The organism is Shewanella corallii (genome assembly GCF_023349125.1).
Classification (GTDB): domain Bacteria; phylum Pseudomonadota; class Gammaproteobacteria; order Enterobacterales; family Shewanellaceae; genus Shewanella; species Shewanella corallii.
The window spans coordinates 203,502-216,698 of sequence record NZ_JAKIKT010000005.1; the positions used below are offsets into that span (position 1 = coordinate 203,502).

Consider the following 13,197-nt stretch of genomic DNA (forward strand, 5'->3'; position numbering starts at 1 on the left):
TGTTTTTGGACTGGAAAACTCCAATCGGGCAGCGAGCCCTGCAAAGCATTACTCACACAAAGTCGGATATTTTACCTCATAACTCAGGCATTGTCTTTCCAGCGCCTCAGCAGCGCGAACGCTTCCACATTATCTGCTGGATTTTGCTGCCAGTGCTGGTTGATCTGTTGGCAGACCTGCTTCTGATCAACCCGTAAGAATGGATTAACAGCCAGCTCTTTGCCGATGGAAGATGGCAGAGTAGGTATTCCTTTGGCGCGCAGCGCTTCACACTCCTGTTGATAAGCTTTTAGTTCGGTATTGTCCGGGTCTGCCATCAGGGCAAATTTCAGGTTACTGAGTGTATATTCGTGGGCACAGTACACCCGTGTATTGGCCGGAAGTGCCGCCAGCCGGGAAAGTGAGTGATGGAATTGCGCGGGCTCTCCTTCAAACATGCGGCCACAGCCGCCGGAAAACAGGGTATCGCCGCAAAAGAGTCTGTCATCACACACATAGGCAATATGGTCCAGAGTGTGGCCCGGCACAGTAAGCACTCTGGCCTGAATATCCAGTCCTTTAAGGTTGACCATTTGTCCATCTTTCAGCTCTTGCGTCAGGCCATTGATCTCTGGATTGGCTGGACCATAAACCTCGATATCGGGATAACGCGCGCTAAGGTCATTAATCCCACTGGTATGATCCCAGTGATGATGGGTGATTAGTATGCCCGACAGGGTCAGTTGCTCCTGCTCCAGATAGGCAATTACCGGCTTTGCCTGTCCGGGGTCAACGACCCAGGCCTGGGGTGAGCCGGATTGAGTCAAACACCAGATATAGTTGTCATCGAAGGCAGGAATAGCTGTAACATTGAGCAACATCTCAGTCATCCTTAAAAAACATGAGCATTGGCGGCAGTTTACCGCTCTCAGGGCTTGCCTGTATACGCTTTTCGTTTTATAGGTATAAACCATATATACGGCTTTTTTATAAGAGCCTGCACCCCGTTTACGGAGTTACTTTTGTCACATACTCCCTATCGACATCCCGCTTTAGGCCCCGCCGGTTGGCAGGACTTTCCCAATGGTGAACAGCTGCAGTCCTGCGTGCAGCAGGGGCTTGCTCCCTGGTGGCCCAGATTGTTTGGTTATCACCTGTTAAAGCTGGGACCGCTCAGCAGCGCCATGGATGCCAGTCATTGCAGTATCTCTCATCAGGTCAGCTTGTATGACGAAGAGGGCGCCTCTGTGGTCGGCGAGGTGAGTCAGTTGCCTTTGCGTCATGCCAGTGTCGATGTGGTGCTGGCCAATTTCCTGCTGGAGTTTGAGCGAAACCCCTATCAGCTGCTCAGAGAAATTGACCGAGTGCTTATCTCCGGCGGCACGCTGATCATCTCTGGTTTTAACCCCTTAAGTCCCGCCATGCTGGGTAAGTTGTTGCCCAAATATCAGCAGCAATTTCCCTGGCGAGGACACTTTTACCTGCCGTCCCGTATTAAAGATTGGCTGGCACTGCTTGGCTATCAGGTGATCTGTGATGAGCGCCTGCTGTATCACCCTCTGTTTGGCCACTTCGACAAAGGAGTATTCTGGCAGCAGAGTCTAGAGTCCTGGTTGCCGGGCAGTGGCAGCGTGTATCTCTTGATTGCCCGTAAGCTGGACAGTCCGTTGACGCCTATCCGGGAGAAGCGCAAAGCCCGTAAACCAAACTGGCAGACGGTACCCAGTGCTGGCCGGGTGGGACGTTCCCACTCGGCGGTTAACAACCGAGAGTCCTGACAGTGCGAATTACTCTTAAACAATTAATGGTGTTTGATGCCATTGCCCGTAGTGGTCAGGTAGCCAAAGCGGCTGAATTGGTGTGCCAGTCGGCGCCAGCCACCTCCATGGCCCTTGCGGAACTGGAAAAACAGCTGGATACCCGGCTGTTTGAGCGCAGGGGCAACCGTTTGCACCTCAATGCTCAGGGTGCACTGTTATTGCCCATGGCGGCAGAGGTACTGGACCGGGTTAATCAGATAGAACACGCCTTCAGTGGTCATGGCGATCAGCTGATGGGCAAACTCAGTATCAGTGCCAGCTCTACCATAGGGAATTATCTGTTGGCGCCCTGTGTGGTGGCTTTCAGTGAGCTGTGGCCAAAGGTGGAGGTGGATATGACTATCTGCAACACCCATGAGGCGATCGATGCCGTTGCCGATGGCTGCAGTGAGATGGCCTATATCGAAGGTATTTGCCTGGATCGCCGCCTGACCGTTGAAGATTGGCACAGTGATAGGTTGACCATTTTCTGTGCCCCCTGTCACCCTCTGGCTGGCGCCAATGTCAGTTTGCAGGAACTGGCAAAGGAACGCTGGGTATTGAGGGAGTCAGGTTCAGGTACCCGTGAGGTGTTTCTCAGCGCGGTCATGACCAAAGGGCTGCACCCGGATATCCCCTTTAGTTTCGGCCGACCGGAAGCCGTTAAACAGGCGGCCAGACAGGGATGTTTGCTTGGTGTGCTGTCGTCATTGACACTGCAGCAGGAGTTGGAACGTGGCGAATTGGCGCAGGTGCATGTTGCGGATTTAGCTTTGAGTCGCCCCTTCAGTCGCATCAAACATTCAGGCCGCACCGACTCAGCATTGGGACGGGCATTTCACGAGTTCAGTCTGAAATGGTTGACTGAGCTCTAGTGAATAAAAGCTGCTCTGGCGCCCACTTATAGTAGTAATACCGCTGTACTCGGTTTTTTGTAAAACCCAAAGGGTGCGGCTTCACATAACGAAGCCTTCTTGGGACAGCGTCTGAGGCGCTCAATTGCAATGGCCACCGCATTATCCAGTGGCCTGACAGTCAGTCCTGATCTATCTGGCTGGGATCACGGCCAGATAAACACACAGCCAGTGGCTGAAAGCCCCCATCAGTACGAATAGATGCCAAATGGCATGATTGAATGGAATAGCTTTCACTACATAGAAGATGACGCCAACACTGTAAAACAGCCCACCGGCCAACAGCAGGTTGAACCCAACTTCCGACAGCCCGGCAGTCAACTGTGACATGACAGTCACACACAACCAGCCCATGAGAAGATAAATTCCCACACTGAGGGCTTTGAATTTGTGAATAAAACGGACTTTAAATACCACCCCGGCAATTGCCAGCGACCAGATTGCCGCCAGCACGATATCAGCCTGTATGGTGTGCAAACTGATCAGCATTAATGGCGTGTAGGTACCTGCAATCAACAGGTAAATAGCGCAATGGTCAGCCAGTTTTAGTCTGGGGCGCCATTTGGCTGATGGAATGCTGTGGTAAAGAGTTGAACAGAGAAACAGGGTAATGATACTGGCGTTATAAACCACCACACCGAACAGCTGTACGCCATTTAGGGTGTGGGCGCCTTTTATCACTGATGCAATCATACCCAGAATACCGAGCAAAATCCCCAGTCCATGACTAATGGCATTCGCCAACTCTTCCCTTTTTGAATATGCGGATAGCATCAATACTTCCTGCGGTTGATTCATGGTGTTGGCTGACATTGCGTATCCCTTCTTACTACTGAGACCGCCAGTGTATCAGTGCCAGGTGTAAGCCTCAATGATTAGGCGTACATGTGTACACTATTTTGCGATTTGGCTTTCCATGTTTTAGAAATTGGTGCGGCTTTATCTTGTATCCAAAGGGCGACAGGGGAACTTTGTTGCCCGAGCGATATCCAATCTGCTTGCAACACTATGAAGGGACACAAAGGTGAAAGCAACGCGGGCAGGAGAATTAGCAGATACAGTCCAGGCGCATTGGGACCTCGGGCTGATGGAGCCGTTGGCAGCCACCCTGGCTCAGATACATCAGCAATCTGATGTAGAAGGCGGCCAGATGCTATCCCTTTCCAGGCTTAAATCAGCTGAACAGTCAGTCGCTGCGGTGTGTCCGTTGCGGATAACCTTTGTCATAGGTACGGCAGTGATTATCCTGCACCTTGGCCTGTTTTATCTGCTGTCTATGCCCTGGTTTTTCCAATCGGCTTACCCCAAACCCAGGCAGAATAAATTTGTGGCACTTAAAGCCTATATTGTGTCTGTCCCGGCCAATCGCCCGGTTGTTGAAGCGAGTGAGCCGCCTGTGTTGACCACGCCCAAAGCTGCAGTTTCTCCCAAAGCTGCAGCAAAAAAGCCAGCAAAAGTGGTAAAGAACACTGAGTCAAGCAATGCGGATAACACTAAAAGCAGAGATGAGCCACGTGCTGATAAATCGCCTGCAACTGAGGCGTTGCGCCCGGAGCCAGAAGACAGCGTACCTTTCAAAGCAAACTTTGCGAAGGAATCTGAGGTCAAGAACCAATCAGGTGACCCTGTCACAGATACCCGGTTTATCGGCCGCTCTTATTTACAAAGGCAGCGGGAGCAAGCTTTATCGTCCATGGCAAAAGCTAGTGCCGGCGCCTACACAGCTCGTCGAAGTCTGAGTGAAATGTATGGTGAAATGACCATCTTAGAAGGGGGCTCTGACTATGACATTACCAAAGAGCAGACCCTTGACCATCAATTTGATCCCAATCGTATTGTTCGTATAGGGGATACCTGCTACCGGGTGGTTAAGTTGGGGGATCCGATCAACTCCCATAAGGAGAATCTGGGTTATCCCTTTTTTTGCGGGGAAGATGAGGTACAGCAGAGTATAGATAAAGGGATAGCTGACCACTTATCCAGGATGAACAAGTCGTTTCCCCAGCCCCACAGCAAACAATAAGCTGATTCTCATGACGGATTGGTTGATTAGCTTGTTTTTGATAACTATTCGGTATGTAAAAAGAGTTATTCTGCCTGTACCAAGCGGCCAAATTGTTCGATAATTAAGCTAATGCAGCATCAACAGGAGAGTGTTATGCAAGTCAACTCAGCTATGTCTTCCGGGTTAGCCGGACTCCAGAGTGCGCAGCAGGGCATCAGTCAGGCCACCACTGAAGTGGCAAAACCGACGCAAACAAACCAGGCGGTAGAAGAGGGCAAAGAGCAGCGGGCGCTGCAGTCTGAGTCTGATAAAACATCTGCACTGGTCGCTGCCAAAGAGTCAGAAAATCAAGCCCAGGCTTCAGCCGAAGTGGTAGAAGCCGCTGACGAAACTCTGGGCACAGTCATTGATATCAAGGTTTAACCCTTGCCTGATGTAGTTGCCATACCCCCAGGCAAACTGAGTGTTGCCGGGCGTGGCGCATCTGTTTCAACCCAGGCCACACCCAGTAGCGAAGCGCCATCACGTACTCCGCTCGTTCAGCAAACTGAAACACGACCTTCCAATTCATCCAGCAGTCAATCAACGCAAGCTGTCAGTTCTTCGCACTCCAGTACCGAGCTGTCCGCCAGATCTTCAAATCCGGCCTTGAGCTACAGATTGGGAAGAGGCGCGATGTCAGTCACCGGATTGACCAGTGGACGCCTTCGCTCTGATAACCCTTCACCAGATGTGAGCGCTGTGGCGACAGAGGTCAGAGTGTCCAGCCATATGGATGCCTCAGCATCAGCACAAAACCTGTCTTTGCCCGACAGTGATTATGCGCAGCAAAGCGTGACCTTTAATATTGAAAGCGTTATTGACTCGCCGGTGGGACAGACAGGAGCACGGCTGGGTGATCCGGGCCAGGCCTCTGCTCTGTCCGGGGCTTCTGCCCCCCTTACAGAGGCCAAGCCGGACTATGCATCTGGCTTGAATGTGGCACCGCAGGGGAGTGGAGGCAGTGACATTAAAGAAGGTACAGGGACTCAAGGGGCAAATAATCAGGGTTCGGCCGAGCAGGGGGCAATTCCAAGTGTGGGTGAACAGCCTCAAAACGGTGATGAAACCCAGGCTCAGGGCCGCCCCGGTGATGCCAGTGAAGAGCAGAGCCCCGGCGTCGATACCGAGCCTCGAGAGAACTCGCGACAGGAAGTAGCGGAACAGCAAAAGCTTGAACAGTTAAGGGCGCGGGATCGAGAGGTTAAGTCACACGAGCGGGCTCATGCAGCTGTTGGCGGGCATTATGCCAGTAGTCCAAGTTATCAATTTGAGCGCGGCAGTGACGGCAAGCGATATGCCATCTCTGGTGAGGTACAAATTGATATCTCACCTATCCCTGGGGATCCTCAGGCCACTGTAGTTAAAATGCAGAAGGTGTACGCTGCGGCTATGGCGCCTGTTAATCCCTCTATGGCAGATATCCGGGTGGCTGCGGAAGCGATGGAAAAGCTCAATGTTGCCAAACAGGAGTTGGCGGTGGAGCGGCAGGAGCAGCTTCAGGCGTCACAGCAGACGTTGCTCGGAGCCGACGCTGCCATTGATGAAACCCCTGTTTTGGAGCCCAGACAGTCATCTATTGGACAATCGATAGATGAGCGGGGCAATGTCAGGCAGGAAGAAGCCGCTGACAATGCGTTTGTTATTGCCCAGCCTGACAGCCAGAGAACCAATGAGGTCGGAACCAATCAGAGATTATCACCCGACTCGACTGGAACCGATTTTGCTCAGGGCACTGTTATCGCGCCGCCAAGAGCAACACTTCAGCTTGATGGTGTACAACCCAGACCTGTCACGGTTAATGGGACTGAAAGCTCGGGTATCAGCAGAGAAGGTGATAACCAGCCACTGAATGCCAGTGAGTTGCAGCAGGTTCAAATGGCCATTGAGAAACGTTATGGTATCGCGCCAAAAAACAAACGTGTTGCCTGAGACCAATCCGACAAACCTCTCCACTGAACCTTCTATGACTTGGGGCCTAAGCATCAGTGATTATCTGGCTGTCATCCTCTGACGCCTTTGCACTGCATATCCTGTCTCTTCCCGATTGTTTGGCGGTATACATAAGGTGATCAACTCTGGAAAGTAAGCCGCTGATATCTTCGCCCCTGGCTCGTTGAGTAACGCCGAAACTTGCGGTAGTGGGACTTCCATCGGGAAGATGAAATTTGGCCAACTCCTGCCTTACCCTGGCCGCAATTGCCGAGGCCTGTGACAGGCTGTGGTCAGGTAGCATAACCAAAAACTCTTCGCCCCCCCATCTGGCGCAGACTGCCGGATCAGGCAGCTCAAGTTGCAGGAGCCTGGCCAGATGTTTGAGCACCTTATCACCAAACAGGTGTCCATAGGTGTCGTTAACCTGCTTGAAGAAGTCTAGATCCAACAAAATCAAAGAAAACTCTGCATCTTCCCTGTCCAATTCCTGTTGCAGTACTTCATTAATGCGGCGGCGATTATACAGGCCTGTTAATTCATCCGTGATGGATTGAAGTTCCAGAGAACGTGTCTGTTTGCGCTCTTCTGACACATCCTGAACCAGTCCTACGGTTCTGAGGGGCTGACCTATAGTATTGAGAAAGGTTTTGCTGAAATGCTTTAAGTGGATATGGTCGCCATCTGGCCTCACGTAGTCCAGGTAAAGGTAGGGCATTGAAATACCTTCATTTGGTGGGGCGACCAAACGCCCCGTTGCGTCAGACGTATTCATTTTGGCCAGCAGGGCGGTGAAGTCATTCCAATGCCATAGCCTGTGCTCCTGACTTAAGCCGAGAATATCTATCAGTTCGGGCGAAAGCTCTACTTCATAACTCAGGTGGTTGAGTTTCCAATTTCCGGCTTTGGCGAGTTTTTGAATACTTTGCAGCGAAAATTGCTCGTACTCTTGTTCCACAAGTTTTTGCCTTAGCTCGTGGTTCTCCATTTCCAGTGCCAGTATCTGTTCGTGCAGTTTATCCAGTTCGTTCATCCGGTGCTCTGTTGGATCAGATGAAGTTCTTGCTGGGCCAACCGGGTTCCTTCCAGTCGGGCTGTGATTTTGCGATACACAGTTTCTCTTGAGGTTGAGGTGTCATCAGCAAAGGGGGAGAAGCCGCAATCATCAGTGGTTCCCAGTTGACTGACGGGGATGTACCTGGCTGCTTCGAGTATCAGTTCACAAACTTGCTCAGGAGTTTCCACCTCTGGTGTGATTGGATTGGTGACACCGATAAAGACTCTTTGAAAGGGTTTAATTATTTTGCCAATCAACCTCAGTGCTTTAGCCGGATCCTGTTCACCACGCATAGCCACATAAAAATTACCGACGTTAATATCAAACAGGGTCGGCAGCAGGTGTTTATAGTCCACATTGGCACTGTGAGTTGAGTCTATATCTGCGCCCGGACAGGTATGAACCCCGATTCGTTGAATTTCTTCATCGTTGAAACGTGACAAACATCTGTTTATCAGTGCCACAAATGAGCGCAGTAATTGACCAGAGGGATCTATCTTGAGTGACAGTCTCGCCTCGGTAAAATCAATTTGCACCTTGTGGGCGCCCAGCGCCAAACAGGCTTTGACCTCACTGACATGTTGCTCAACCAGATCTTCGATGAAAGCCTGATGTTCATAATCTGTCATACCCTGAGCTGGATAAACGAGACTTAACATGGCAGGTGATATTACGGCCTGCTTAACTGGCACACTGGCATGTTGTAATGCAAATTTGAGGAATTGATCCGCTGTTTGCTCATACTTAAACGGCGCTTGTTTAAGGTGAGGGGCAAAGGTGCGGGTATGGCCATCTGAAAAATCAACCTGAAGCCCCTGCTCATGATAATTGGGCGAATTATGTAAACAGTAGTGGGCAAATCCATCGAATTTTCTCTGTTCACCATCACTGATAACCGGACATCCCAGAGCTTCCAGCTCTTTAATGACCTTTGCCGTTTCCTGCTCGGCTAATCGGGTCAGTTCACCATAATTGAGCTGACCTGATTTGTACTTTGAGTAAGCTTCAACCAAATGTCTGGGGCGGGGAATCGAACCTATTTGCTCTGTTGGAATTATCCATGTTTCCATCGTATCTCTCCTTTCGGAGTCCTGGCGTAACCAGGCCCTTTAAATCAGCGCAACTTACAGTGTAGTTGTGCCCTGAGGACAGTGCCAAAAGGGAAGCAAGATAATCGGAACACCTTGAGTATGATGTTGGCTGCCGGACAGTTAGACCCTTTGTGCTATTGATTCAGTGGTTGCCGGGAGGCAGATTAACGATTTTGAACCTGAGGAGAGGAGTGTGAAAGCTGACGATTTTACTGCCATCAATTGGTTGGCAGGTGCAAACCATATAGACGTCGTACTGCGAAGTGAATATGCATGGCGATGGTTACCATCCTCCAGAGATGAAGAGGATCCTTTGGGCGGAGGCAACGGCAGGGTTCAACTGACGCTTTCTCAGTCTGAGTGGGTGCGCCAGCGATATAAGGGCTTATTGGTGTCGTTGCGGCAAATTGATCATTCCCATCCCAAATTACAATCTGGTCCACATAACTATGTTGAGGCTTTTAAAGGCGCAGCACTCTATGCAGGCCGCAAATCTGCTATCGAAACTGTGTTGAATACAGAGGGCTCCTGGCGGGAAATTTTCAGTCACTACCTTCAGGGACGCTGGCCCTGTGGCATAAAGGATGATGGGATCTGGGTTGTACTCTGATGTGGAGTAAACCAGCGAGAGACTAAGGTATCCGGACACCTGAACAGGTATCCGTGCTGTGATGACAAAAAGCCAGCTTTAGGTAAGAGAGCCGGTACCAGACAGTCACTCTGGCACCGGCTGGATGCTATTTCTTTTCAGCTTCCCCGTCAGTCTTGGGTTTTACCCCTTTGGGCAGATACTTTTTGGTGGCTTTCAGCTCCGCCAGATAAGGCCCTTTATGAAGTGTTTCGGGCCAGTTGATCAGCATCATGGCCAGTACATTTCTGTGCTCACCCAGTGCCAGATCCGGATTGCCCCTGGGGGATGGAATAATATTTTCTTTGGCGTTAAACGCTTTCACCATGGCGTCACGGGTTTTGGCAACAACCTTGTGATCCTCTTTACCCGCCAGCAGAAAACTTATCCCGACTTCGGCAATAATATCCGGAGTAGCATCAGTCAGGATCCGCTCGATATTGGCGTCGAAATAATCCAAAATCCAGGCAAACTCTTTTGCGCTGACCTGATGTTGATAATATTCACTGGCGGCGAATACAAAGTGAGTCATCCCGTACAGTTTGTTACGGAACTGGGCTTTAGTCAGCTTATCGTCCTCACTGTGGGGATAGGTCGTCAGAAACGCCTCTTTATATTCCTGTCGATAGTCACCAACACCTAACTGTTTCGCCCAGTAAACATAATTGATGAGCTGTGCCGCCCAGGACTCAATCATGGCGGGATCTGTCAGGCCGGTTTTTAAATCCTTTGATTTAAGCATGGCTATCATCTTGTTATGACAGGGTCCGGTCAGCCCAAACTCATCAATACGGCTGGCAAATCGCAGCAGCACATCTGTATAGAAGATAAATTCCGGGAAAGGCTTAAGCGCTTTTTTTCTGGCCTTGGCTCTAGGCCCTTTACCCAGTTTACTGATGGCTGTCAGTGATGCCTGTTTTACAAACTCTTTGTCATCTAACTGGCAGGCATACCAGGCCTGAGAATTGGTCACTGCATAAAGGTCCACCAGGGCGCTGTTGGCATATTTATCATAACCTGTCATGCGATACATTCGAATACCATAGTGTCCCTGGACTCTTGGCGGCAGTTGGTAAAGGTGGTCTTCAAGATTTTGTTGGATCTGATTTGCCACATCCTGCTGCTGCGATGTGGCCGGCTGAGCCATAGTGCCTGGGGAGAGAAGGGCTAACGCCAATGCGCATGCTTTAAGCCTGATTTTCATGGGGTAATCTCCTGATAATATCGGCAGGTTCTGCACTGATATTCAGTAACTCTTCAAGCCGCATCTTCAGCGGCTGTAAATTTGGATTAATAATCAGTGTATTATAAACATCTTTCGGAGATATACAGCACTGAGTTTGAGCCAGTATCAGTCCTCCAAGAGCCTGATTCCAAAGCGGCAGATAGTACTCAGGGCCTGAATCTGCCAGCGCTGAAAATCCGTATAGTGCATCCTGTGCGTTTGGCCATTGATGTCCAAAGCTCTGGGCAAACCAATCAGCAGCATCTTCAGTGTTAATACCAGCGCCCTTAGCCTGAGCCAACGCCAGTTTTCCACGAAAGACCTGTAGCTGGGCTGAATAGGCTTGCATTAGTTGCCAACGGTGATCCTTGGGTTGAGGAAGCTGTTTTGCCAGTTTCATGTTCAACCACTGGGATAACCAGCTTTGGGCAATGGCAAGGGACTGATTTTCATGGTTGAGCAGATAGTATTGCTGGCCACTCCCCAGCGTCACTATCGACTCTGCCAGTGCCGTCAATGCCTGTTCTAACTGTCTGGTGTTGGTGATTTTTTCTGGCATCAACAGTAATACGGTACCAAACTGGCGGCCGATAACCGGCTTGACCAGGGCATAGTCTGCAGGTCGTGACTCGCTGGCCAGATGAATTTCACCCAGCAAACGCCCATCATTCCAGAGCCTGTATATGGTTGGTGCAGGCTGCTCAAGCGTTAAGCCAAGCTCAGTAAGGGCTGGAGTCAGCAAGGAAAAGATGCCGTAAGGTGTTAGCGTATTGAACCTGGCCTTGGGCAGTTGCTTAAGCTTCCGGCCAATATCCCAGGGAGCGACCCCCATATTGTGGGTTTGGCTTTCGAGGAACTGCATCACCAGCTGAGGACTGCTGAGGTAGTGAGAATCCAATGTCAGTTGCGCGTAATCAGCTCTATTGGCATTGTCCGCCAACTGCTGGTTGATCCCGGAGATGATCGTCAGCGGTTCCTGGTTGCGCTGAGCAGCTCTTCTCTGATACGCCTGCCACACTTTGGCACGACAGTCTGAACTTGGCTGAGCCATCAAATATCGGGCGATACTGATGTCGATGGGCTGTTCTGTCGCGGAAGCGTTCAGGCGACATTGGGGGCCGGGGAATTCCAGTTGCATTGATTGCTGGCTCAGACCATGCCGATAAGCAGCCTGTGCGGTATAGAGCCGGGATTTTATCTCGGGTGGCAGCCGGGATTGGCTCAGATTACCGAGGACATGAGCTAGCTGATTGAGTTCGGGACGAGGCGAATGTCTTAAGGTATTAATCAGGGTTTCAGAGGCCGGGTCGGCCAGCAGAGCGTCAAATTCGTCGGCCAGATGGAGCTGACACATAAGTAACTGATTACGCTCTTCTGCACTGGCACCACTTCGGAAGTAGCTGATTTTATCGTTGAAATTAAACAGCTGTAGCAGGTGAGACTCCAATTCGAAGGCCGCGACTTCAGGGCTGAGATCCACAAGGGAACTGCGAGGGAAGGGCGAAAGCGCGCGGCAATCCTGCACCAGCTGAAAAACCGGAGAAACAACGGCGGCCTGAGCCGCCGTCATATTAAGTGTCAGTAGAGCTACTAAAATGGGTTTTCGCATAGGCGACCCGTTCTTCCACTGACATAGGCTTACCTCTGAGGCTTTCCACGTGTTGCAGGCGTGGCAAAATTCCCATTCCATTGGCGATCTGAATTGCCAGTCCAGGACGGGCGTTGAGTTCCAACATCAAAGGCCCCCGGCTTTGATCCAACACCATGTCGGTACCCAGATACCCCAGTTCACACATTTCATAGGCACTGGAGGCAGTGTGCAGCAGGGTATCCCAGTGTGGCACCTGAATATCTGTCAGCTTTAAACCTGTATCCGGGTGAAACTCGATAGGTTGATTGAACTGAACAGCGCGCAGCCCTTTACCTGTCGCCAAATCAATGCCGACACCGACGGCACCCTGGTGCAGGTTGGCTTTACCATCAGACGCCGCAGTGGACAGACGCAGCATTCCCATTACAGGAAAGCCCTTGAACACGATCAGGCGAATATCAGGAACACCTTCATAGCTGTAGCCATCAAATACCGGGTCAAACTCAATCAGACCCTCAATAATGGCTACATCGGGCTTGCCACCGAGAGAGAACAGGCCACTTAATGTGTTGGAGACATGGCGGTCAATCTCACTTGGTGTGACTTCATTGCCACTTGGCTTAAAAAATCGTCCATTTTCCACATGGGTAATGACCAGAATCCCTTTACCGCCTGAGCCCTTTGATGGCTTGATGACAAAGCCACTGCGGCCTTTGATCATTTCAGGCAGCTCAGCCACTTCGTGCTGCTCACGAATAACACCAATCAGATCCGGCACTGCGATATTGTTGGCCAGCGCCAGCTGTTTGGTCGTCAGCTTGTCATCCACCCTTTTGTAGTACTTGCGGGGGTTGTAGCGCGCAATATAGTCAATATTGCGCTTATTCATCGACAACACACCGGCCTGACGCAGTTTCCTTGGAGAGGCAAACAGCAT

The 13,197-nt window shown here is 50.8% G+C and carries 13 protein-coding genes; 6 read left to right on the plus strand and 7 right to left on the minus strand.

Going from position 1 to position 13,197, the window contains the following annotated elements:
* Positions 1-83: 83 nt before the first annotated feature.
* The gene (gene gloB / locus L2725_RS14030) at positions 84-860 is read right to left on the minus strand and encodes a hydroxyacylglutathione hydrolase (protein ID WP_249249518.1); all 777 of its coding nucleotides are present in this window, start codon (positions 858-860) and stop codon (positions 84-86) included.
* 141 nt (positions 861-1,001) lie between these two features.
* Here gloB and L2725_RS14035 point away from each other — a divergent pair, with 141 nt between their 5' ends.
* Both L2725_RS14035 and L2725_RS14040 read left to right on the plus strand, forming a co-directional pair.
* On the plus strand, positions 1,002-1,757 hold the full coding sequence (locus tag L2725_RS14035) for a class I SAM-dependent methyltransferase (protein ID WP_249249519.1): 756 nt from the start codon (positions 1,002-1,004) through the stop codon (positions 1,755-1,757).
* A gap of 2 nt (positions 1,758-1,759) precedes the next feature.
* Positions 1,760-2,653 carry a LysR substrate-binding domain-containing protein gene (locus tag L2725_RS14040; RefSeq protein ID WP_249249520.1) on the plus strand — a complete coding sequence of 298 codons (894 nt, stop codon included), beginning with the start codon at positions 1,760-1,762 and terminating at the stop codon, positions 2,651-2,653.
* 171 nt (positions 2,654-2,824) lie between these two features.
* Here the strand turns inward: L2725_RS14040 and trhA are convergent, their stop codons facing one another.
* A complete protein-coding gene (gene trhA, locus L2725_RS14045; RefSeq protein WP_249249521.1) occupies positions 2,825-3,505 on the minus strand; it encodes a PAQR family membrane homeostasis protein TrhA in 681 nt (226 codons plus the stop codon).
* A 211-nt stretch (positions 3,506-3,716) separates the two neighbouring features.
* On the opposite strand from trhA, the gene L2725_RS14050 reads away from it, so the two are divergent.
* The 3 genes from L2725_RS14050 (at position 3,717) to L2725_RS14060 (ending at position 6,668) form a co-directional block, all read left to right on the plus strand.
* Positions 3,717-4,715 carry a hypothetical protein gene (locus L2725_RS14050; protein ID WP_249249522.1) on the plus strand — a complete coding sequence of 333 codons (999 nt, stop codon included), beginning with the start codon at positions 3,717-3,719 and terminating at the stop codon, positions 4,713-4,715.
* 135 nt (positions 4,716-4,850) lie between these two features.
* Positions 4,851-5,120, plus strand: coding sequence for a chemotaxis protein (locus L2725_RS14055; RefSeq protein ID WP_249249523.1), 270 nt, complete (start codon positions 4,851-4,853; stop codon positions 5,118-5,120).
* Between the two features lie 252 nt (positions 5,121-5,372).
* Entirely contained in the window at positions 5,373-6,668 is a 1,296-nt protein-coding gene (locus tag L2725_RS14060) for a putative metalloprotease CJM1_0395 family protein (protein WP_249249524.1), read from the plus strand.
* A 46-nt stretch (positions 6,669-6,714) separates the two neighbouring features.
* On the opposite strand, the gene L2725_RS14065 is transcribed toward L2725_RS14060, so the two are convergent.
* Positions 6,715-7,701: a GGDEF domain-containing protein gene (locus L2725_RS14065; RefSeq protein WP_249249525.1), complete on the minus strand. Its 987-nt coding sequence runs from the start codon at positions 7,699-7,701 to the stop codon at positions 6,715-6,717.
* Positions 7,698-8,795 carry a uroporphyrinogen decarboxylase/cobalamine-independent methonine synthase family protein gene (locus tag L2725_RS14070; protein WP_249249527.1) on the minus strand — a complete coding sequence of 366 codons (1,098 nt, stop codon included), beginning with the start codon at positions 8,793-8,795 and terminating at the stop codon, positions 7,698-7,700. The genes L2725_RS14065 and L2725_RS14070 overlap by 4 nt, the downstream gene beginning before the upstream one ends.
* Before the next feature lie 214 nt (positions 8,796-9,009).
* Between L2725_RS14070 and L2725_RS14075 the strand changes: the two genes are divergently transcribed.
* Positions 9,010-9,426 carry a hypothetical protein gene (locus tag L2725_RS14075; RefSeq protein WP_249249528.1) on the plus strand — a complete coding sequence of 139 codons (417 nt, stop codon included), beginning with the start codon at positions 9,010-9,012 and terminating at the stop codon, positions 9,424-9,426.
* Positions 9,427-9,553: 127 nt separating this feature from the next.
* Here the strand turns inward: L2725_RS14075 and L2725_RS14080 are convergent, their stop codons facing one another.
* From L2725_RS14080 to L2725_RS14090, 3 genes are read right to left on the minus strand one after another with little or no spacing between them, the layout of a single operon-like run.
* Complete coding sequence (locus L2725_RS14080; protein WP_249249631.1) at positions 9,554-10,591, minus strand: DUF3541 domain-containing protein; 1,038 nt, start codon at positions 10,589-10,591, stop codon at positions 9,554-9,556.
* A 40-nt stretch (positions 10,592-10,631) separates the two neighbouring features.
* On the minus strand, positions 10,632-12,278 hold the full coding sequence (locus tag L2725_RS14085) for a gluzincin family metallopeptidase (protein WP_249249529.1): 1,647 nt from the start codon (positions 12,276-12,278) through the stop codon (positions 10,632-10,634).
* Positions 12,241-13,197 (minus strand): alpha-L-glutamate ligase-like protein, encoded by a 957-nt coding sequence (locus tag L2725_RS14090; RefSeq protein WP_249249530.1) that lies wholly within the window; start codon positions 13,195-13,197, stop codon positions 12,241-12,243. Before L2725_RS14090 ends, L2725_RS14085 begins: the two co-directional genes overlap by 38 nt.